Here is a 20,736-nt window from a genome sequence, read left to right on the forward strand (position 1 = left end):
GTGGCCGTGGCGTCGTCGGTGAGGGTCCCGTACATGGCGTATCTGCGGGTCTATGAGCCGCTGGCAGCGTTCCCCGAGCCGGAGCGCTCCCACTGGGCCCGCTACGCCAAACGGGACGACACCCCCACCGCCCAGGACGAGCAGCGCCGGGCGCTGGCCGACCTGCTGCCGACCCCGCCGGTGCCGGTTCCGGTGCACGAGAGCGCGGACGCCTTCGTCGCCGTGGTGAACGAGGTGACCTGCGTCTGTCCGTGGCGGACCCGGCTGCGCGGCTGGCAGGCCCTGGAGGGCCTGGAGGAGCTGCTGCCGGCGTCGGTGCTGGACGCGGCGCTGCCCCCGGTGGTGCGCCGGCAGGCGGCGACCGATTACGAGCAATGGCGCGAGCGCAACCCGGACGCCCGGCCCTGGATCCGCGGCGCGGCCTGGCACGTCCCGGTCCGCTGGTTCGTCCTCTTCGACGACGACGAGCGGGAGTACGCGAAGGGTGACCAGGGGCCTCTGCTGCGTTACCGGACGCCGATGGTCCAGGCCAGGCGCCGGGTCGCGCGGGGACTGCGCACGCTGCGGGACGCCCTGGAAGAGGGACCGCTGATCGACGGCCTGGTAGATGTGGGGCGCTGGCTCGAGGAATTCCATCCGCGCTCGCTCGTGGAGCTGGACTACGGAGGGCTGGTGCACGCGGTGCCCGAGGAGCAGCTCGCCGAGGACCGTTCCGCCGCCGAGGTGGCGGAGGGGCTGGCGGCGCTGCGCGACGGGGACGGCGAGCGGGCCGGCGTGGCGTACGAGAAGCTTTCGCAGCGCTGGCGTGCGGTGCGTGAGCGGCAGTTCGCCAGCTGAGGGCCCCCGGTTGCCGAAGGTTCGAGGCGCGGTGGCGTCCTGTTCGCCTTCCGGTGGTTGGGCGGTAAGGGACGTAGGTCCTTAACCGGGCGATTGCCTCAAGCGTGACCTAAAGCACTGACTTCGGGTCTTGCTAGCAAGGCACACCCTCGTGCCAAAATAGGACAAGGAGCCCGACCGGGGCTCCTTCCGTCCAACTAAGGGCGGATAGATCGGTATTGCGCTCCTTGAGGGGTCTCGTGGGGACTGGTCGCGTTGTGACTGATCGTCACGGTCGAGTGACTGTCCGCTATGGCACGGTCCATCGGCTTCCGCCGAGGTTGAACACCTGAGAGGGCAATTCCATCGGTTTGGCCGACGTGGCTGGACAGATGGTGTAGTTGTAGTGCCGAGGACAAGCCGTTCGTCCTATAACCGACTCGGCCCGCGTCCGCCATTTCGGGCAACGCGGGTCAAGGTGCAGAATTTAGAGGAAAGAACCGTGATGGTTCGGTTCTCCCGAGGAGGCCGCTCATGACCGCTCGCACCCCTGACGCCGAGCCGCTGCTGACCCCTGCCGAGGTTGCCACGATGTTCCGCGTGGACCCGAAGACGGTCACCCGTTGGGCCAAGGCAGGCAAGCTCACGTCCATCCGCACGCTCGGAGGACACCGGCGTTACCGCGAGGCTGAGGTCCGCGCACTGCTCGCGGGCATTCCGCAGCAGCGCAGCGAGGCCTGAACAACCGCATAACCAGGCTGTTTTCGGGGCCCCCAACCCGAGAACGCCCGCTTTGCAGCACCAGCTCGACCTGCTCCACCCCGCTGCACACAGCTTCATACGACGCGGCGCCTGCCCCAACAGGCCCCACACCCGCTCCACCCGGGTACGTCATCGATCGCGCTGGACTCCGCCGGGTCCAGCGCGATCTCTTTTTGTGTGCGGCCGCTCCCGGGCTCGTCAGGGCGGTCGCCCCGGGCTGACGCCGCCGGCGTCCCCGGCGGCTCCCAGGGCGCCGTCAGGGGGCCTGCAGGGGCCTTCCCGAGCGGACCCGACGGTCTCCTCCCGGAGTCATTCGAGGGGGGTGCAATTGCACATATTAAATTGACTGGTTGTAGGGGAGGTGTAAGTTCCCCGCTTCGGGAAACCAGTTCGGTGACTCCCGTCACACGGCGCACCGCTTGAACCCGATACGTCCACTGGGGTAGTGAACTTTCCCCGTTGACACCGCTCAGCCTTTCACCGCGCGGGCCGTGGCACAGGCGTCTTCCGTCACCTGGGGGCGGGACTTTCGTCCTCGGCCGCGGACGGCTCACAGGCGGCCGGAGCGGGCGCCGGAGCGGGCGCGTGCGCCGGGGCTTCCGAAGGGGCCGTGTGCGGCTCCATGGCGAGCCGCAGCAGCTGATGGCAGACCGGGCAGTGCCGGGTCAGATGGCGGTAGCCCGCCGCGGCCGCCAGATGGGCCCGTAGCAGTGCCTTGGTCTCGTGCCGTACCGCAGTCGTCATCGCGATCCCTCCCCGGCCCCCACGCCTTTCCATGTGAGTACCGGGGGCGCAGCCCGCAGTCAATACGGCCGGCAGCGCGACGATCACTGCCCGCAGTCGGCGGGCGGCCGGGACGCGGCTGGTCCGGGCGGCTATCCGGACGGCGGGCCGGAACGCACTACGGCCCGCATCGACGAGCGATGCGGGCCGTAAAAAAGCGGTCCTGACGGGATTTGAACCCGCGGCCTCCACCTTGACAGGGTGGCGAGCACTCCAAACTGCTCCACAGGACCTTGCGTTTGCCTCCCGCTTGCGGCGGGCTGCGAGCAAGACTCTACAGCAGGTCAGGGGGTGCGGTCGAACTCGATGCCGGGGGCCGTCCGTCACCGGGGGACCGCGGCGTCCACCGCCTTCACGATGCGCTTGTCGGAGACCGGATACGCGGTGCCCAGGGCGTGCGCGAAGTAGCTCACCCGCAGCTCCTCGATCATCCAGCGGATGTCCAGGGCCGCGGCCGGCACCGGGCGGCCGGGCGGGAACTGCTCCAGCAGCCAGGCGAATTCGTCCTGCATCTCCTTCACCTTCGCCATCCGGGTGCGGTCCCGCTCGGCGTTGGTGGGCAGCTGCTGGAGCCGGCGGTCGGCCGCCACCAGATAGCGCATCAGGTCCGGCAGCCGCTTGGCGCCGTGCGCCGTCACGAAGCCCGGCTTGATGAGCGCCGCCAGCTGCTCCTTGACGTCCGCAAGGGACGGCAGCAGCGAGGGGAAGGTGGTCTCCTTCAGCCGGCGCTCGCACGCCTGCCAGGCGGCCAGCACCTCCTGCGCCTGCTGGATGGTGCGCAGCGTGACGTCCACCAGGTCGGCCCGGACGGCGTCGAACAGCTTCCGGAAGGACTCCTCGTCCCACGCCGGGCCGCCCCGGGCCGCGATCAGTCGGTCGGCGGCGGCGGTCACGCAGTCCTCGAAGAGCGCCGCGATCGAGCCGTGCGGATTACGCGACAGCGCGAGCTTCTGCTGGTTGCTCAGCTTGTCCTGGGCGAACTTGGCGGGGTTGGAGGGGATGTTGAGCAGGATGAGGCGACGGGTGCCCGCCCACATGGCGGTCAGCTGCTCGGCCTCGGTGTCGAAGAGCCGTACGGCGACGCTGCTGCCCTCGTCGACCAGCGCCGGGTACGCCTTCAGCGGCTGGCCCGCCCGGCGGGTCTCGAAGGTGCGCGGCAGCGTGCCGATCGTCCAGGACGTCAGCCCCGTCCGCTGCTCCGGGCCGGCCGGCGGCTGTGCGTCGTCGGCGCCCGTCCGGCCGCCCTTGCCGTCCCTGGCGGGACGCCCGGCGGCCTCCTCGAACGCCTTGGAGATCGCCGCCCGGGTCTTCGGCTTGAGCTGGAGCCGCAGCGCCTCCAGGTCCTTGGCCTCGGCGAGCTTGCGGCGCCGCTCGTCGACCACCCGGAAGGTGATCTTGAGGTGGTCGGGGATCCTGCCGGTGTCGAAGTCCGCGGCCGCGACCGGGACGCCGACCATCCGCTGCAGTCCCGCGGCCAGCGAAGCCGTCAACGAGCCCTGCAGGGGCACCGTCGAGTCCAGGAAGCGGGCCGCGAAGTTCGGCGCCGGGACGTAGTTGCGCCGGATCGGCTTGGGCAGCGAGCGGATCAGCTCCGTCACCAGCTGCTCGCGCAGGCCCGGGATCTGCCAGTCGAAGCCCTCGGAGGAGACCTGGTTGAGCACCTGGAGCGGGATGTGGACGGTCACGCCGTCCGCGTCCGCGCCCGGCTCGAACTGGTAGGTGACCTTGAACTTCAGCTTTCCCTGCCGCCAGGAGTCCGGGTAGTCGTCCTTGGTGACAGCCTCCGCGGACTCGTTGATGAGCATGGAGTGCTCGAAGTTCAGCAGCTCCGGCTCCTCGTGGCGCTGCTTCTTCCACCAGGAGTCGAAGTGCGCCCCGGAGACCACCTCGGCCGGGATGCGCTGGTCGTAGAAGTCGAAGAGCGTCTCGTCGTCCACGAGGATGTCGCGGCGCCGGGCGCGGTGCTCCAACTCCTCGACCTCGCCGAGGAGTTTGCGGTTGTCATGGAAGAACTGGTGATGGGTGCGCCAGTCGCCCTCGACCAGGGCGTTGCGGATGAACAGGTCCCGGGAGGTCTCCGGGTCGATCCGGCCGTAGTTGACCTTGCGCTGGGCGACGATCGGGACGCCGTAGAGCGTCACCCGCTCGTACGCCATCACCGCGGCCATCTTCTGTTCCCAGTGCGGCTCGCTGTACGTCCGCTTGACCAGGTGCTGGGCGAGCGGCTCGATCCACTCGGGCTCGATCTTGGCGTTCACCCGCGCCCACAGGCGGGAGGTCTCGACCAGCTCCGCCGACATCACCCAGCGCGGTGGCTTCTTGAAGAGCGCGGAGCCGGGGAAGACCGCGAACTTGGCGCTGCGGGCGCCGAGATACTCGTTCTTGCCGCCCCCCTCCTTCGTGCCCTCCAGCCCGGCATTCTTCAGTCCGATGTGCGAAAGCAAACCAGAAAGCAGGGAGGTGTGTACGTGGTCCGGCGCCGCGTCCTCCTCGTTGAGGTGGATGCCCATGGACTTGGCGACCGTCCGCAGCTGGGAGTAGATGTCCTGCCACTCGCGTATGCGGAGGTAGTTGAGGAACTCGCTGCGGCACATCCGGCGGAAGGCCGACGAGGACAGCTCCTTCTGCTGCTCGCGGATGTACCGCCACAGGTTCAGGAACGCCAGGAAGTCGCTGGACTCGTCGCGGAAGCGGGCGTGCTGCTGATCGGCCTGCTGCTGCTTGTCGGAGGGCCGCTCGCGGGGGTCCTGGATGGACAGCGCCGCCGCGATCACCATGACCTCACGGACGCAGCCGTTCCGGTCCGCCTCCAGCACCATCCGCGCCAGCCGCGGGTCGACCGGCAGCTGGGAGAGCTTGCGGCCCATCGGCGTCAGCCGCTTGCGGGGGTCCTTCTGCTTGGTGTCCAGCGCGCCCAGCTCGCTGAGCAGGTCGACGCCGTCCTTGATGTTGCGGCGGTCCGGCGGGTCGATGAACGGGAACTTCTCGATCTCGCCGAGGCCGGCCGCGGTCATCTGGAGGATGACCGAGGCGAGGTTCGTACGGAGGATCTCCGCGTCGGTGAACTCGGGGCGGGAGAGGAAGTCGTCCTCGGAGTAGAGCCGGATGCAGATGCCGTCGCTCGTACGGCCGCAGCGGCCCTTGCGCTGGTTGGCGCTGGCCTGCGAGATCGGCTCGATGGGCAGCCGCTGGACCTTGGTGCGGTAGCTGTAGCGCGAGATCCGGGCCATGCCCGGGTCGATGACGTACCGGATGCCGGGGACGGTCAGCGAGGTCTCGGCGACGTTCGTGGCGAGCACGATGCGCCGGCCCGTGTGGCGCTGGAAGACCCGGTGCTGCTCGGCGTGCGACAGACGGGCGTACAGCGGGAGCACTTCGGTGCGCGGCAGCTGCTTCTTGTTGAGCGCGTCCGCGGTGTCCCGGATCTCCCGCTCGCCGGAGAGAAAGACCAGGATGTCGCCGGGCCCCTCGGCCTGGAGCTCGTCCACCGCGTCGCAGATCGCGGTGATCTGGTCGCGGTCCGCGTCCTGCCCGCCCTCCTCCAGCAGGGGGCGGTAGCGCACCTCGACCGGGTACGTACGCCCGGAGACCTCGACGATCGGCGCGCCGGGCCGCTCGTCGCCGTCGTCCGGCGCGGCGGCCGGGGCGTCCCCGACCGTGGCGAAGGAGCCGAAGTGCCGGGCGAACCGCTCCGGGTCGATGGTCGCGGAGGTGATCACGATCTTCAGGTCCGGGCGCCGGGGCAGCAGCTGCGCCAGGTAGCCGAGGATGAAGTCGATGTTGAGACTGCGCTCGTGCGCCTCGTCGATGATGAGCGTGTCGTACTGGCGCAGCTCGCGGTCCGTCTGGATCTCGGCGAGCAGGATGCCGTCCGTCATCAGCTTGACGAGGGTGTCCCCGCCGACCTGGTCGGTGAAGCGGACCTTCCAGCCGACCGCCTCGCCCAGCGGGGTCCTCAGCTCCTCGGCGACCCGCTCGGCGACCGTACGGGCGGCGATCCGGCGCGGCTGGGTGTGCCCGATCAGGCCGCGCACGCCCCGGCCGAGCTCCAGGCAGATCTTGGGGATCTGCGTGGTCTTCCCGGAACCGGTCTCACCGGCGACGATCACGACCTGGTGGTCGCGGATCGCGGCGAGGATGTCGTCCTTCTTCTGGCTGACCGGCAGCTCTTCCGGATACGTGATCTCCGGTACCGCGGCGCGCCGCTGCGCCACCCGCAGCTCGGCCTCGTCGAGGCCCTGCGCGATCTCGGCGAGCACCGCGGCCCGGGCCTCGGGCTTGCGGATCCGGCGGGCGCCGTCGAGCCGCCGGCCCAGCCGCTGCTGATCGCGCAGCATCAGCTCGGGCAGGCGCTCCAGCAGGGCGGGAAGGGTGGGAGCGGTGGCGCCGGACGCGGCGTGAGCAGTGCCGTCGGGCAGGGCGGAGGCAGGCTGACTGGACATACGTCCCCCAGGATCTCACCTCGGCCGAACGACTGGCGAACCATTTGCCGCGCGGCCGGCCCGCGGATGCCGGGGCGCGCCGCCAGGGTCCCTGCCCGGGTATGTCCGACATCGGTGTTTTAGCGTGTCCGTATGTCTGATCATCGCGGCGACCCCGGCCCGCGCGACGACCAGGGCCGGAACGGCGACCCCGGCCCGCGCGACGACCCCGGCGCCGCCGCCCCGCACGGTGCCCACGGACGGACCGGGACCACCGCGGAGAAGTGGGCGGCCTTCAAGGAGTCACCGTTCTTCCCCGCCTGCGTGCTGGTCCTCATCCTCGCCGCGGCGGCCGGCCTGTTCGCCGGCTCGTACACCTACGCCATGGCCAACCCGACCCCGCGGCACATCCCCACCGCCGTGGTCGGCTCCCCCCGCGCCCCGCAGGAGAAGGCGTTCGTCCTCGGGATGGAGAAGGCGCTGAACGCCTCGCTCCGGCTGACCGGCTACGCCACGTACGGCCAGGCCCGGCGGGCCGTCGACGAGCAGGAGGAGTTCGCGATCCTGCGCGACCGCGGCAACCGCGTGGAACTGGACGTCTCCGGAGCCTCGGGGGCGACGGTGGCCCAGCTGCTGGCCGAGGCCGGTGCGAAGGTCGGCAAGGCGACCGGTGTGGAGGTCATCCTCCGGGACATCAAGCCGCTTCAGCAGGGCGACCCGCGCGGCCTCGCGCTGTTCTACATCTCGCTGGCCGCCGTGATCATCGGCTTCGTCGGCGCCATCCAGCTCAGCGTGCACGCCCGCGCCCTCAACCCGGCCGAGCGGATCGTCTTCACCGTGGTCTACGCGCTGCTCGGCGCCTTCGCCATCGCGGCGGTGGTCGACTGGTGGCTGGGCGCGCTGCGGCTGCCCTTCCTGGAGTCCTGGCTGATCCTCGCGCTGACCATGTTCACCTCCGGCATGGTCTTCACCATGTTCAACACCCTGATGGGGCGCTGGGCGATGCTCCCCACCTGGGGGCTGATGGTGCTGCTGGGCAACCCGTCCTCGGGCGGCGCGGTCTCCTGGCCGCTGCTGCCGTCCGCACTCGGCCACATCGGCCGCTGGCTGCCGCCGGGCGCCTCGGTCAACGCCCAGCACACCGCCGTCTACTTCGGCGGCCACCAGCACGCCTTCCCCTTCCTGGTGCTGGCCGGCTGGTCGGCGGTCTCCTGCGCCGTCTTCTGGGGCTGGCGCCACCGCCACCCCGGCGGCCGCGAGCTCGCGGGGGCCCACGCGGCGGACGGCTGAGGCGCGCCGACCGGAGCCGCGGATCAACAACGAAGAAGGCCCCGATTCAGTGAATCGGGGCCTTCTCCCAATGGGTGTGGCTGGGGCCGGGGTCGAACCGGCGACCTATCGCTTTTCAGGCGATCGCTCGTACCAACTGAGCTACCCAGCCGCAGCGGTCCTGACGGGATTTGAACCCGCGGCCTCCACCTTGACAGGGTGGCGAGCACTCCAAACTGCTCCACAGGACCTTGCATTGCGCGAAAGCGGCCTGAGCCAGTCTCGCACACGGTGATGCGTGCCCCCAACGGGATTCGAACCCGTGCTACCGCCTTGAAAGGGCGGCGTCCTGGGCCACTAGACGATGAGGGCTGGTGGCCACCTTGGCGTCGTTACCGGCGCCGTCGGGGACGTGAGAAGCATATGGGATGGGAGGACCGTTCGCCAAAACGGTTTACCCGGGGCTGCCGGAAGGGCTCCTGGCAGGCGGCGAAACCGCGCCGGACGAGGGGCCGGAGGGCGGCGCGGACGGGTGACGCGGACGGGACGGCGCCGGCGTGGCGCCGGGCTGGTTCTCGCGGGGGAGGTGGCGGCTGACCTCCGCCCGGGAGAGCCCCAGCCCGCCGAGGGTGATCTCGTCCCACGCCTGCAGCCGCTTGGTCGCGCGGTCCAGATAGAGCACCGAAGCCTGGACCGGCGCGGGCTTCTTGTTCTGCACCGCGCGCAGCCCGCCGCCGCCGGTCGAGCCCTCGACCATCAGCCGGGTGCCCCGGGGCAGCGTGGTGTTCTCCCGGTGGTGGATGTGGCCGGCCAGGGCCAGCGGGACCAGGCCGTCCGTCTCGGTCACGGCGGTCGGGTTGTGGGCCAGCGCGATGTCGACCGGGGTCCCGGCCAGCCGCTCGGTGCGCAGCACGTCGGCGAGGTGCCCGCCGGCGGTGCGCTCGGCCGGGTCGCCGGCCGCCACGACCGAGCGGTCCGGGGTGAACTGCGGATCGCCGATGCCCGCGATGCGTACGCCGGCGACCCGGGTGACCCTGCCGTTGTCGAGGACGGTGACGTTCCTGCGGCCGGTCAGGTATTTCTGCGTGGTGCGCGAGTCGTGGTTGCCGCGCACCCAGACGTAGGGGGCGCCCAGGGTGGAGGCCGGGTCCAGGAAGTGGTTCTCGGCGGCCGAGCCGTGGTCCATGGTGTCGCCGGTGTCGATGATCACGTTGATCCGGTACTGCTTCACCAGCGAGGCGATGATCCGCCAGCTGCCGGGGTTGAGGTGGATGTCGGAGACGTGCAGGACGCGCAGGGTGGTGGGGTCGGGCTGGTACGCGGGCAGCGTCGACGTGGCGTCGTAGAGCTTGGTGACGTTGGTGACCAGGCGCGCCAACTCCTTCTGGTAGACGTTGAATTCGCTGACGATGCTGCGGGCGTTGCCGACCACGGACGGGGCCGAGGAGAGCAGGCCGGAGAACTTCGGCTCCAGGACCGACTTCGGGTTCCAGGTGGCGTACGCGGCGGTCGCGGAGGCGCCGAGCAGGGTGAGCGCCAGGCCGCCGGCGGCCAGCGCGCGGCGCGGGCGGCGGTAGACGGCCAGGCCCAGCGCGGTGGCGCCGGACGCCACCGCGACGCAGGACTGCAGCGCCAGGCCCAGCGCGCCCCGGGTGACGTCATGGGTGACCTCGTCCTGCAGCCCGGCGAACCGCTCGGGGTGGTCGACCAGGGCCTGGGAGCGGACCGGATCGAGCCGGTCGACGTCCACGTCGAGCCGTACGGGCGCGTCATGGCTGCGCAGTTCCAGGTCGCCGAGCGGCGAGACGTTGATCCTGGTGCCGCCGGTCAGTGAGGGGCGCAGCGTCATGCTGGTGTCCATCGGGCCGACGGGGGCGCGGAAGGTGCCGAGGAGCAGCAGGCCCAGCCAGGCGCCGAGGAGGGTGACGGCCGTCAGGCCGAGCGCCCGGACCCAGGGGTGCGGCGGTTCGACGAGGACGGCGGTCGGGGGCGTACGGCGGGCGCGGTAGCCGCGGCGGACGGCCGCGGGCAGCGCGCGTACGCCGTCGAGGCGGGTACGGAGCAGCTGGCGCAGGGGGCTTCGCGGTATGTCGGGCTGTGGTGTCCGGGAGCGCTCGACGCGGGCCATTGGTCGCGTATGCCCGGGCGGGGCGGTCGTTACGCCGGGGGCAACGGATCCGGTTGCGCTGCGGGGCGGCGGCCGGTCCGCGACCATCGGATCCGGGACCCGGTAGCGGAGAATGGTGGTGTGCTGGAAATGACGCGCGAGGAGTTCGAGGAACTGGTCGCCGAGGCGCTGGACCGGATCCCACCGGAGCTGACCCGGCTGATGGACAACGTGGCGGTCTTCGTCGAGGACGAGCCCCCGGCCGCCGACCCCGAGCTGCTCGGGCTGTACGAGGGCACCCCGCTGACCGACCGCGGCGAGTGGTACGCGGGCGCACTGCCGGACCGGATCACCGTCTACCGGGGGCCGACGTTGCGGATGTGCGCCACGCGCGAGGACGTGGTCGCGGAGACCGAGGTGACGGTCGTTCACGAGATCGCGCACCACTTCGGCATCGACGACGAGCGGCTGCACGCGCTGGGCTACGGGTAGGGCGCGCCGCGCGGCCGGTGGGCGAGGGCGCGGGGTTTTCGCGCGGGGCCGCGGGCCCGGCGTACGCGATCGGCCCGGCGGGGCGCGTGTCCTCAAGCGGTGGACGGGAGTTGGGCAAGGCGTCCGTGCCGCTGTCCCTGCGCTCCGGATCCGGAGGTCCCGCCGTGCGCCCGCGCCCCTGTCGTCACTCGTCCCCGATGCCACCCCCTGCCCCGGTGTCCGCTGCCCCGCCGCAGCCGCCGCCAGGGGCGGTGCGCTCCCGGGTCCTGACCGTCGCCGTCACCGTCTCCGCGCTGGCCGCGTCCCTGGCCGGCTGCATGAGCGTCAGCGATGCGCCGCAGCCGAAGCGGCCCGGCAGTGCCGCACAGCACGACGGGAAGGGTGCGGCGCCCGGCCCCGGCGGGGTGACCGTGGACGGCCGCGGCGTCGGTCCGCACCGGCTGGGGCGCAACGGCGGGGCGCACCCGGCCGGCGGGAAGGGGAAGAAGGACGCGCCGTCCGCCGGGACCTCGGCCACGCCGTCCGAGCCCGGTACGCCCACCCGCCCGGTGCAGCCGTCCGGCCCGGAGCCCGGCGCGGGCGGCCACGGCGGCTCCGGCGGCGGGCCCGGCACCGCGAAGCCCTCGCCGTCGCACCCCGACCGGCCGACCCCGCCGCCCCCCTCGCCCGCGCCCAGCACCCCGCCCGAACCGCCGACCCCGCCGCCGAGCACGCCCGCGCCGCCGCCGAGCGCCCATGCCTCCGGGCCGTCGTCGGTCTCGCCGATGGCGTCGCTGATGGAGCCGGGGGAGCCCGGGTACCCCGGCGAGGAGAACGGGGCCTGAAGGGCGCGTACGCTCGTCGGGGAGGGGTGGGAACGCGGTGGCCGGGAGGTCATTTGCCATCCGGGGGGCCGAGTGCGTATGGTGGTAGATCGTTTGATCCCATTTGCCCGGCGCCAGAAAAGAAGCGCGCCGCGTGGCGCGTTCTCTCCCTTGCCGTGGCTGACCGCATTGAGGCGGTCGTTGTGAAACACACGGAGTTTGGGCGCGTGCCGAGACTCCGGAAGGTTTCGCATTTCGCATGTCCATTTCCACTGAGCAGTCCGTCATGCCCGCATTCGACGAGCAGGACGAGCAGACGGCCGCCGAGGTGACCTCGGCCGCAGCCGCGGTCGAGTCCGACGCCGACGCCGACACCGACGCCACGACGGACACCGTCACCTTCGCCGACCTCGGACTGCCCGAGGGCGTCGTCCGCAAGCTGGCGCAGAACGGCGTCACCACCCCCTTCCCGATCCAGGCCGCGACCATCCCGGACGCGCTGGCCGGCAAGGACATCCTCGGCCGCGGCCGCACCGGCTCCGGCAAGACCCTCTCCTTCGGTCTGCCGACCCTGGCCCGCCTCGCCGGCGGCCACACCGCCAAGAAGAAGCCGCGCGCGGTCATCCTCACCCCGACCCGTGAGCTCGCGATGCAGGTCGCGGACGCCCTCCAGCCCTACGGCGACGTCCTCGGCCTCAAGATGAAGGTCGTCTGCGGCGGTACGTCCATGGGCAACCAGATCTACGCCCTGGAGCGCGGCGTCGACGTCCTCGTCGCCACCCCGGGCCGGCTGCGCGACATCATCAACCGTGGCGCCTGCTCCCTGGAGGACGTCCAGGTCGCGGTCCTCGACGAGGCCGACCAGATGTCCGACCTGGGCTTCCTGCCCGAGGTCACCGAGCTGCTCGACCAGGTGCCCGCGGGCGGTCAGCGGATGCTGTTCTCCGCCACGATGGAGAACGAGATCGGCACCCTGGTCAAGCGCTACCTGACCAACCCGGTCAGCCACGAGGTCGACAGCGCCCAGGGCAACGTCACCACCATGACCCACCACGTGCTGGTCGTGAAGCCGAAGGACAAGGCGCCGGTTACCGCCGCCATCGCCGCCCGCAAGGGCCGCACGATCATCTTCGTCCGCACCCAGCTGGGCGCGGACCGCATCGCCGAGCAGCTGGTCGAGTCCGGCGTGAAGGCCGACGCGCTGCACGGCGGCATGACCCAGGGCGCCCGCACCCGCGTCCTCGCCGACTTCAAGGACGGCTACGTCAACGCGCTGGTCGCCACCGACGTCGCCGCCCGCGGTATCCACGTCGACGGCATCGACCTGGTCCTGAACGTCGACCCGGCCGGTGACCACAAGGACTACCTGCACCGTTCCGGCCGTACCGCCCGCGCCGGCCAGTCCGGCACCGTCGTCTCGCTCTCGCTGCCGCACCAGCGCCGCCAGATCTTCCGCCTGATGGAGGACGCCGGCGTGGACGCCTCGCGGCACATCGTCGGCGGCTCCGGCGCGTTCGATGAGGACGTGGCCCGGATCACCGGCGCCCGTTCGCTCACCGAGGTCCAGGCCGACGGCGCCAACAACGCCGCCAAGCAGGCCGAGCGCGAGGTGGCCGAGCTCACCCGTGAGCTGGAGCGGCTGCAGCGCCGCGCCACCGAGCTGCGCGAGGAGGCCGACCGGCTGACCGCCCGCGCCGCCCGCGAGCGCGGCGAGGACCCGGACGAGGCGATCGCCGCCGCGGCCGAGGCCACCGAGGCGGAGACCGCCGCGGAAGCCTCGGTGCCGGCGCAGGCCGCCGCCTCCGACGACCGCCGTGACGACCGGGGCAACTTCGAGCGCCGGGACCGCCGCGACGACCGCGACGACCGCGGTGACCGTGGCGACCGCGGTGGCTTCAATCGTGACCGTGGCGACCGTGGTGGCTTCAACCGTGACCGCCGTGATGACCGGGGTGGCTTCAACCGCGACCGTCGGGACGACCGCGGTGACCGTGGCGACCGCGGTGGCTTCAACCGTGACCGCCGTGACGACCGTGGCGGTTTCAACCGCGACCGTCGTGACGACCGTGGCGGCTTCAGCCGTGACCGTCGTGACGACCGTGGTGCCGGTGGCGGTTTCAACCGTGACCGCCGGGACGACCGTGGTGCCGGTGGTGGCTTCAACCGTGACCGTCGTGACGACCGCGGTGCCGGTGGTGGCTTCAACCGCGACCGCGGTGACCGCCCCAGCCGTCCGTTCAACCGTGACGACCGCGGTGGCCGTCCGGCCTCCGGTGGCTACCGCTCCGGTGGCGGCGACCGTCCGTTCAACCGTGACGACCGCTCCGGTGGCCGTCCGGCCTCCGGTGGTCACCGCTCCGGTGGCGGCGACCGCCCGTACGGCCGCCGCGACGACCACCGTGGCGCTCCGGCCGGCTCCTACGGCCGCCGCGACGACAAGCCCCGCTGGAAGCGCAACGGCTGACCGCCGGCACCGTCCGCGGCAGCCACAAGCTGATCCGCAGCCCTGATCCGAAGGGCTGACTCCAGGGCCCGTACGCACGCAAGTGCCGTACGGGCCCTGTGCGTTGGGGGCGGCGGCAGCCGGAGTGGCAGGGGCGCGCAACCCCGCCGCAACGCCTGCCGGCGGCCGTGCGCGACCCTTCCGACCGGCCCGATCCCTAATGCCTTCGGGCTGCGGCCGATCCTCCGGCTATGCTGCTCGGTGCGGGCCATTAGCTCAATTGGCAGAGCAGTGGACTTTTAATCCATTGGTTCAGGGTTCGAGCCCCTGATGGCCCACCGAATCCTTCGCAGGACAGATCCTTGGCCTGCGGAGCGGCGCCTCGACCGGTACGCACCGGCCGGGGCGCTTCGTCGTTCCGGGCCGCTGCACGCCGGGCCCGTGCGGCGGACGCCCGGCCTTCGCCGGGTCAGATGCCGGGCGGGCGCGGGAATTGAGTGGCGCGGCGGTCTCCACCGCTGCCGGGCCGTGTCCCGGCTGCCGGCCCGCGCGTCTCCGTCGTGACCCGTCCGGCCCCTGAAGAGTCGCCGGGGAATCCGGCAGCCGAAAGCCTGGGGACGTCGGTGCGGCCGGCACGACGGTGTGCGGCAGGCGGCGGTACGCGTCGGCCGACGGTGTGTGTCCGTCGAGGTGTGTGTCCGCCGACGTGTTCGTCCGACGGGTGGAGCGGGAGAGGCCGGAGCGGATGCGGCAAGGCGGCGAGGGGCCCCCTACGGGCGACGGGGAGCGACGGGCGCGCCGTGCCCGGATGCCCCCGGTGGCACGGCGCCTGGCCCGCTGGCTGCCCGCCGTACTGATCGTCGGCGGCCTCGCCTTCGACATCGGGACACCGCCCAGCTACACCGCCGCCCCCTTCTTCTCCGCCGCCCCGCTGGTCGCCGCGCCGCTCTGCACGCTGCGGGTCACCGTGCTCACCGCGCTGGCGGCGATGGTCGGTGAGATCTGGGTGGTCGCCTATCGCAGCGCGGCCCTGGACTACCACGAGTCGGTGACCGAGGTCGCCACCGTCTTCGTCGTCGCGCTGCTCGCCCTCGGCATCAACCGGGTCGTCCGGCTGAGCGATGACCGTCTGGCGTCCGTACGGGATGTGTCGGAGGCTGCCCAGCGCGCCCTGCTGCCGCTGCCGCCCGGGCGGGTCGCGGGGCTGGCGGTCGCCGCCCGCTACGTCGGCGCGCGGGCGGACGCCCGGATCGGCGGCGACCTCTACGCGGTGCAGGACACCCCGCACGGCGTCCGGCTGCTCGTGGGCGACGTGCGCGGCAAGGGCCTGGAAGCGGTGGAGGCCGCGGTCGTCGTCATCGGCGCCTTTCGTGAGGCGGCGGAGCAGGAGGCCGGCCTGGAGGGCGTGGCGGCCCGGCTGGAGCGGGCGTTGCAGCGGGAGGGCGGGCGGCGCGAGGGACTCGATCAGTACGAGGGGTTCACCACGGCCGTACTGGCCGAGATCCCGTCCGACGGACAGTCCGTGCTGCGGGTGCTCAACCGCGGCCATCCGGCGCCCCTGATGCTCACCCCGGACGGCGGGCTGCGCGAGCTGGCCCCCGCGTCACCGTCGCTGCCCCTGGGGATGAGCGAGGTGGCGAGCTGGCCGGACCGGGCGGACGAGACGTTCTTCCCGGCCGGCTCGCTGCTGCTCCTCTTCACCGACGGGGTGACCGAGGCGCGCGACCTCCGCGGCCGTTTCTACGACGCGTCCGCCCGGCTGCGCGGACGCCGTTTCCCCGGGCCGGACAGCCTCCTGGACACGCTCGTCGAGGAGGTCGGCCGGCATACGGGCAGGGCGCCGGCGGATGACATGGCCCTGCTGGCGGTGCAGCGGCCGATGGGGGCGTAGCGGCGCGGGTGTGCCGCCGCGGTGGGCGGGCCGGCGTTCTTTCCCTTGCCCCCCGGGGCCCTCCTACAGCCGGTGCAGGCTCTGCCCGTGCGGGCCGGTGCGGGCGACCGGGCGGCCGTCCAGGGCGAGGGTCAGCTGAAGGGTGTCGTCGGGCTGTGGCGAGCGGGGTTCCGGCACGGTGATCCACGGCAGGGCGGAGTGGTGCTCGTTCGCGATCCAGTGCCCGCCGCCGGCCCGTCCGCCGAGCAGTCCCCGCACGAGATGCGCGAACTCCTCGCGGCGGGCGGGCGGAAGGTAGGTCAGCACCGCGCTGTGGAAGATGACCAGGGTCGCCCCGGGCGGCGCCTCGGCAGCCAGCGCCGGCAGCTCCTCGACCAGATCGCCGCGTACGATCCGCGGCCGCGGCACCGCCCGTACGGCGTCGACGGCCGCGGACAGCCGTGCCGCACGCTCCTCCTCGCCCGGCCAGACCAGCGCCCGCAGCCACCGCAGGTCCGCGGGCTCGCCGACCGGATCGAGCGGGTCGAGATCGATCCCGGCCCGCCAGACCACCTCGGGCAGCCGGTCGGGAAGTTCCCCTGCGGCCCAGTCCGTACGGCACCCGAGGACCACCGGGCTCCCGGGCTCGCCCACCTCGTGGCAGTACGCGCTCTCGTTGCCGTATTCGTACTCGTAGCGGTAGCGGTCGGGGTGCAGGCACAGGCCGGCGGAGGCACCGACCTCCAGCAGGGCCAGCGGCTGCGGCAGCCGGGCGAGCAGCGGCAGCAACGCGGCGCAGCGGCCGGGCTCATTGGTCCGGGTGGCGCGCTGCATGATCACCGCGCGCACCTCGTCCCAGTGCCGGATCGTCCACTCGCGCCAGCGCCCGTAGGCCGACTCGCCGCGTGGACCCAGCTCCGCGTGCGGGCCGTCGAGGTAGCGGACGGCGGCGAGCAGGAGGTTCGGCTGCTGCTTGGTGCCGGCCGGCAGTGAGCCCGACAGCAGATCGCACAGCTCCGCGTCCGCGCCGATGCGCGCGCTCAACTCCTCGTGGGCGTCGGACCGTCCGCGGGCCTCCCGCCATGAGAACTCCTGGTACCGCCGCGCCACGTCCCACGCGCTGCCGGCCCCACCACCGCTGCGGGCCCCTCCACCGCTGCCGGGTCCGCCGCCGTGCCCGCGTCCGTGTCCGGGGCCGTAGCCGTGTCCTGGGCCGTATCCGTGTCCTGGGCCATGTCCGTGTCCGGGGCCGCTGCCCCGTCCGGCGTCGCTTCCGCTTCCGGTGCGGTGGCGCCCGGCGTTCGCGAGGCTCTCGACGTTTCCGGTGCTCTCGGCGTTGACGACCATGATCCGACGTTACGCTCTCACGTTCCGTAATCGGCGGGCACCCCTCCGCATAACAACTGACGCACAATCAACGGGAGATCGTTTAGCGACGGGCGGCCAACTCGCCCGGATTACGGCCACGGTGGCCGAAAAAGTCCATGCCAAACGTTGTGCGCAGCGCATAAGGATTCCCAGGAAGGCTTGGAAAACAGCCACGATCTCTATTACTGTCCGATAACGCAGCGCGGTCGTCCCAGCCGCCGTAGTGGCGGCACCGCGCGCCGACGCCGAATCCCGCACGCGCACTTCACGCACTTCCAGCACCTCGAACTGCACCAAGGGAACCGGGGAACCACCACCTTGGGGTGAATCGGACGCCTCCGCCAGAAGGCGCCCGTAGGAGACCTTCCTGCTCCGAACCCGTCAGCTAACCCGGTAGGCGAGAAGGAAGGAAAGGAGTGCGCCTCCGTGGCGTCCAACAAGCCTGCCCCTGAGGCTCCGTCCGCGTACGAACTCGACGACCGAGGAGCCTTTGCCGGCCCCGGTTATGCGGGCGGGGACGCGGAATTCGACGGCGACGGCCCCTGGGAGGAATGGGATCCCACAGAGGGGTCCGTCCGGCCCGTCCGCGGTAAGCACCGGGTGGCCAAGCAGCGCGGCGGCGGACTCGCCCGCAGCGGCACGGTCCTGGGCGTCGGCGTCATCGCGGCGGTCGGCGCGGGAGGCATGGCCAGCGCCGAGGACCGCCCGCCGGTCCCGATCTCGATGCCGGACGTCGGCGGGATGGTGCACGACCTCGCCGACAGCCTGCCGGACGCGGCGTCCCTCCCGGGCGTCGACGCGCTCATATCCGACTCCGGTGGCCATTCCGCCACCTCTGCCGACTCCGCCACGTCGGCCGCCGCTCCCTCCGCCGCCGACGAGTCGGGGCCCCTCAGCCGCAGCACTGCCCACACGGACGCCTCCGGTTCGGGCGACGGCGCCGGCGAGGCGCTGCGCAGCCGCATCCTCCAGCAGGCCGACGCCCAGCAGGGCGCCGCCGAGGAGGAGGCCCGCGAGGCCGCCGAGGGCGCCGCCGTCAAGCAGGCCGCGGTGGAGGCCGCGGCCGCCCAGAAGACCGCGGAGCAGGCCGAGACCGCCAAGAAGGCGGCGGAGCAGGAGGCCAAGCGGAAGGCCGAGGAGGCGGCCCGTCAGAAGGCGGAGGCCGCACGCCTCGCCGAACTGGCGAAGAGCTTCCTCGCCCCGGTCTCGTCCTACACGCTCACCGCCAGCTTCGGCCAGGCCGGCGACCGCTGGGCGGCGGACCACACCGGACAGGACTTCGCCGCGCCGACCGGCACGCCCGTCAAGGCGGTGCACTCCGGCACCATCACCCAGGCCGGCTGGGCCGGCTCGTACGGCTACCGCATCGTCCTGACCCTCGACGACGGCACCGAGCTCTGGTTCTGCCACCTGTCGTCGATGGTGAAGACCTCCGGCAAGGTCAGCACCGGCGACGTCATCGGCCGCGTCGGCGCCACCGGCAACGTCACCGGCCCCCACCTCCACCTGGAGGTACGCCCGGACGCCGGCTCCCCGATAGACCCGATGCCGTGGCTGCGCGACCACGGCGTCAACGTCTGAGACACCGGCGCACGGGCAACTGCCGCGCCGCCTGGGGGAGGGCTCCCGGGAACCCCTCCGGGGAATAACCCGCCCTCCCCCAACGCTGCATCTACGCATGACCGCGACACACCACACCCCACAAGGCCACCGCGCCCTCGGCTCGCTCTCCGTCTCCCCGCTCTGCCTCGGGGGCAACGTCTTCGGCTGGTCGGCTGACGAGGCGGAGTCCTTCGCCGTGCTCGATGCGTACGTCGCCGGCGGCGGCAACTTCATCGACACCGCGGACGTCTACTCGGCCTGGGTCCCGGGCAACAAGGGCGGCGAATCCGAGACCGTCATCGGCAACTGGCTGGCCTCGCGGGGCAACCGGGCCGACGTCGTCATCGCCACCAAGGTCGGTGCCCACCCCGACTACAAGGGTCTGAGCGCCGCCACCATCAAGTCCGCGGTCGACGAGTCCCTCACCCGCCTCCGCACCGACTACATCGACCTCTACTACACCCACTACGACGACGAGTCGGTCGAGGTCTCGGAGTTCCTCACCGCCCTCGACGACCTCGTGAAGGCGGGCAAGGTCCGCGAGATCGCCGCCTCCAACATCTCCGCGCAGCGCCTGGAGGAGTCGCTGGCCTTCTCCGCCCGCGAGGGCGTGGCCCGCTACGTCGCCCTCCAGCCGCACTACAACCTGGTCTCCCGCGACACCTACGAGGGCGAACTCGCCGATGTCGCCGCCCGTCACGGCGTCGTGGCGGTGCCGTACTACGCCCTCGCGTCCGGTTTCCTGACCGGCAAGTACCGCCCGGACAGCACGGTCGACAGCGTCCGCTCCGGGGCCGCCGCCAAGCACCTGGAAACCGAGCGCGGCCGCCGGGTGCTCCAGGCCCTCGACACCGTCGCCACCGCCCACGGGGCCGAGCCGGCCACCGTGGCCCTTGCCTGGCTGGCCGCCCGGCCCACGGTCGCCGCCCCCATCGCCAGCGCCCGCACGACGGCGCAGCTCCCGGCCCTCCTGGCCCTCGGCGACCTGACCCTCACGGACGCCGAACTGGCCCTCCTGACCGAGGCATCGGCCTGACCGCACCCGCACACCAACAGGGCGGGGCACCCCTGAGGGTGCCCCGCCCTACTGCACCAAATGCCGCGGACCGCAGCCGGCCTCACTTCCCCGGCCGCCGACGACCAGCCGCCGTTCGGACCGCTGCCGGGCTCACTTCCCCCGACGATCAGCCGCCGCCCAGGACGCCAGCGCGACCCCGCTCGCCACCGCGAACACCGAGGGCCAGGCCCCGATCTTCTTCGCCAGCGGATGCGACCCCGCGAACGCCGCCACATACACCCCGCTCAACGCCGCCGCCGTCTTCGTACCGGCCTTCTTCTGCCACCCCTTGGCCGCCACAGCCCCCGCCGCCGCCAGCGCCACCCCACCCAACGGCCGCTTCTTGGTCCAACGAGCCACGCCGTAGCCCCCCAGCAACCCCGTCGCCGCCACCACACTTGTCGGTACGCCGGCCATCAGTGAAACCTCCGCATCTGAGACAACTGCCCCGAGGCTACGCTTTCGGCACGGGTGTCGGCGCGGCCGACGGCCGCGAGCCGGAGTCGTCCTGGCGGAAGGTGAGGTTCTCAGCGGCGGCGGCGTGCGGTGGAGGAGACGACCGTCGCGATGCGGTCCGCCACGGCCACCGGGTCCTCGTGCTCCCAGAAGCGCAGCACCGTCCAACCGAGCTCCACGAGGTGTGCGGTCGTCTCCCGGTCGCGGGCGATGTTGCCGTCGAGCTTCGCGCGCCACCAGTCGGCATTGGCCTTGGGACGGGTGGCGTGTTCGGGGCAGCCGTGCCAGAAGCAGCCGTCGAGGAAGACCGCGACCTTGGGGCCCGGGAAGGCGATGTCGATGGTGCGGCGGGCGAAACCGGGGACGCGGCGCTGGAGTCGGTAGCGGTGCCCTGAGGCGTACAGGAGGCGCCGGACAGCCACTTCGGGGACGGTGTCCCGACGGGCCTGGACGCTCATACGGGCGGAGACACCGGGGGACGAGGGTG

The 20,736-nt window shown here is 72.1% G+C and carries 15 protein-coding genes, 5 tRNA genes and 1 riboswitch; of the genes, 10 read left to right on the top strand and 10 right to left on the bottom strand.

The annotated features are described in order from the left end of the window. Complete coding sequence (locus OO62_RS16165; RefSeq protein WP_033268082.1) at positions 1-837, top strand: DUF8083 family protein; 837 nt, start codon at positions 1-3, stop codon at positions 835-837. 513 nt (positions 838-1,350) lie between these two features. Further along, complete coding sequence (bldC, locus tag OO62_RS16170) at positions 1,351-1,557, top strand: developmental transcriptional regulator BldC (RefSeq protein WP_003949541.1); 207 nt, start codon at positions 1,351-1,353, stop codon at positions 1,555-1,557. 531 nt (positions 1,558-2,088) lie between these two features. On the opposite strand, the gene OO62_RS16175 is transcribed toward bldC, so the two are convergent. From OO62_RS16175 to hrpA, 3 genes are all read right to left on the bottom strand, one after another. Next, a complete protein-coding gene (locus tag OO62_RS16175; RefSeq protein WP_033268083.1) occupies positions 2,089-2,322 on the bottom strand; it encodes a DUF6274 family protein in 234 nt (77 codons plus the stop codon). Between the two features lie 197 nt (positions 2,323-2,519). After that, positions 2,520-2,594, bottom strand: a tRNA-Asp gene (locus tag OO62_RS16180). 90 nt (positions 2,595-2,684) lie between these two features. Further along, the gene (hrpA, locus tag OO62_RS16185) at positions 2,685-6,803 is read right to left on the bottom strand and encodes an ATP-dependent RNA helicase HrpA (RefSeq protein WP_077192827.1); all 4,119 of its coding nucleotides are present in this window, start codon (positions 6,801-6,803) and stop codon (positions 2,685-2,687) included. Between the two features lie 132 nt (positions 6,804-6,935). Between hrpA and OO62_RS16190 the strand changes: the two genes are divergently transcribed. Further along, on the top strand, positions 6,936-8,072 hold the full coding sequence (locus OO62_RS16190) for an ABC-2 transporter permease (protein ID WP_078617192.1): 1,137 nt from the start codon (positions 6,936-6,938) through the stop codon (positions 8,070-8,072). A gap of 77 nt (positions 8,073-8,149) precedes the next feature. Here the strand turns inward: OO62_RS16190 and OO62_RS16195 are convergent. From OO62_RS16195 to OO62_RS16210, 4 genes are all read right to left on the bottom strand, one after another. Continuing rightward, a tRNA-Phe gene (locus OO62_RS16195) sits at positions 8,150-8,223 on the bottom strand. A gap of 4 nt (positions 8,224-8,227) precedes the next feature. Further along, a tRNA-Asp gene (locus OO62_RS16200) sits at positions 8,228-8,302 on the bottom strand. A gap of 48 nt (positions 8,303-8,350) precedes the next feature. Beyond that, positions 8,351-8,423 (bottom strand) — tRNA-Glu (locus tag OO62_RS16205). 82 nt (positions 8,424-8,505) lie between these two features. Further along, positions 8,506-10,179, bottom strand: coding sequence for a metallophosphoesterase family protein (locus tag OO62_RS16210; RefSeq protein ID WP_033268084.1), 1,674 nt, complete (start codon positions 10,177-10,179; stop codon positions 8,506-8,508). Positions 10,180-10,299: 120 nt separating this feature from the next. On the opposite strand from OO62_RS16210, the gene OO62_RS16215 reads away from it, so the two are divergent. The 5 genes from OO62_RS16215 (at position 10,300) to OO62_RS16235 (ending at position 15,787) form a co-directional block, all read left to right on the top strand. Beyond that, positions 10,300-10,650: a metallopeptidase family protein gene (locus tag OO62_RS16215; RefSeq protein ID WP_033268085.1), complete on the top strand. Its 351-nt coding sequence runs from the start codon at positions 10,300-10,302 to the stop codon at positions 10,648-10,650. 215 nt (positions 10,651-10,865) lie between these two features. Continuing rightward, entirely contained in the window at positions 10,866-11,474 is a 609-nt protein-coding gene (locus tag OO62_RS16220; protein ID WP_228332475.1) for a hypothetical protein, read from the top strand. A 238-nt stretch (positions 11,475-11,712) separates the two neighbouring features. Continuing rightward, positions 11,713-13,917 (top strand): DEAD/DEAH box helicase, encoded by a 2,205-nt coding sequence (locus tag OO62_RS16225; protein ID WP_033268087.1) that lies wholly within the window; start codon positions 11,713-11,715, stop codon positions 13,915-13,917. A 244-nt stretch (positions 13,918-14,161) separates the two neighbouring features. Continuing rightward, positions 14,162-14,234, top strand: a tRNA-Lys gene (locus tag OO62_RS16230). 470 nt (positions 14,235-14,704) lie between these two features. Next, positions 14,705-15,787: a PP2C family protein-serine/threonine phosphatase gene (locus OO62_RS16235; protein ID WP_033268088.1), complete on the top strand. Its 1,083-nt coding sequence runs from the start codon at positions 14,705-14,707 to the stop codon at positions 15,785-15,787. A 63-nt stretch (positions 15,788-15,850) separates the two neighbouring features. On the opposite strand, the gene OO62_RS16240 is transcribed toward OO62_RS16235, so the two are convergent. Beyond that, a complete protein-coding gene (locus OO62_RS16240; RefSeq protein ID WP_033268089.1) occupies positions 15,851-16,876 on the bottom strand; it encodes a DUF2332 domain-containing protein in 1,026 nt (341 codons plus the stop codon). Positions 16,877-17,403: 527 nt separating this feature from the next. Beyond that, positions 17,404-17,549: riboswitch (cyclic di-AMP (ydaO/yuaA leader) on the top strand. Between the two features lie 11 nt (positions 17,550-17,560). Between OO62_RS16240 and OO62_RS16245 the strand changes: the two genes are divergently transcribed. Next, positions 17,561-18,715 carry a M23 family metallopeptidase gene (locus OO62_RS16245; protein ID WP_033268090.1) on the top strand — a complete coding sequence of 385 codons (1,155 nt, stop codon included), beginning with the start codon at positions 17,561-17,563 and terminating at the stop codon, positions 18,713-18,715. A 97-nt stretch (positions 18,716-18,812) separates the two neighbouring features. Further along, a complete protein-coding gene (locus tag OO62_RS16250; RefSeq protein ID WP_033268091.1) occupies positions 18,813-19,772 on the top strand; it encodes an aldo/keto reductase in 960 nt (319 codons plus the stop codon). Positions 19,773-19,904: 132 nt separating this feature from the next. Here OO62_RS16250 and OO62_RS16255 read toward each other — a convergent pair whose 3' ends face one another. After that, on the bottom strand, positions 19,905-20,210 hold the full coding sequence (locus OO62_RS16255; RefSeq protein ID WP_033268092.1) for a hypothetical protein: 306 nt from the start codon (positions 20,208-20,210) through the stop codon (positions 19,905-19,907). Between the two features lie 110 nt (positions 20,211-20,320). After that, positions 20,321-20,707 (bottom strand): very short patch repair endonuclease, encoded by a 387-nt coding sequence (locus OO62_RS16260; protein ID WP_033268093.1) that lies wholly within the window; start codon positions 20,705-20,707, stop codon positions 20,321-20,323. Positions 20,708-20,736 lie beyond the last annotated feature (29 nt).

This window comes from Streptomyces lydicus (assembly GCF_000717345.1).
GTDB classification, from domain to species: Bacteria; Actinomycetota; Actinomycetes; order Streptomycetales; family Streptomycetaceae; genus Streptomyces; species Streptomyces lydicus.

Bases quoted from the DNA above. Each gene is read 5' to 3' on its own strand.
- OO62_RS16235 (WP_033268088.1), top strand. From the start codon at position 14,705: ATGCCCCCGGTGGCACGGCGCCTGGCCCGCTGGCTGCCCGCCGTACTG.
- bldC (WP_003949541.1), top strand. From the start codon at position 1,351: ATGACCGCTCGCACCCCTGACGCCGAGCCGCTGCTGACCCCTGCCGAG.
- OO62_RS16260 (WP_033268093.1), bottom strand. From the start codon at position 20,707: ATGAGCGTCCAGGCCCGTCGGGACACCGTCCCCGAAGTGGCTGTCCGG.
- OO62_RS16175 (WP_033268083.1), bottom strand. From the start codon at position 2,322: ATGACGACTGCGGTACGGCACGAGACCAAGGCACTGCTACGGGCCCAT.
- OO62_RS16250 (WP_033268091.1), top strand. From the start codon at position 18,813: ATGACCGCGACACACCACACCCCACAAGGCCACCGCGCCCTCGGCTCG.
- OO62_RS16190 (WP_078617192.1), top strand. From the start codon at position 6,936: ATGTCTGATCATCGCGGCGACCCCGGCCCGCGCGACGACCAGGGCCGG.
- hrpA (WP_077192827.1), bottom strand. From the start codon at position 6,803: ATGTCCAGTCAGCCTGCCTCCGCCCTGCCCGACGGCACTGCTCACGCC.
- OO62_RS16210 (WP_033268084.1), bottom strand. From the start codon at position 10,179: ATGGCCCGCGTCGAGCGCTCCCGGACACCACAGCCCGACATACCGCGA.
- OO62_RS16225 (WP_033268087.1), top strand. From the start codon at position 11,713: ATGTCCATTTCCACTGAGCAGTCCGTCATGCCCGCATTCGACGAGCAG.
- OO62_RS16255 (WP_033268092.1), bottom strand. From the start codon at position 20,210: ATGGCCGGCGTACCGACAAGTGTGGTGGCGGCGACGGGGTTGCTGGGG.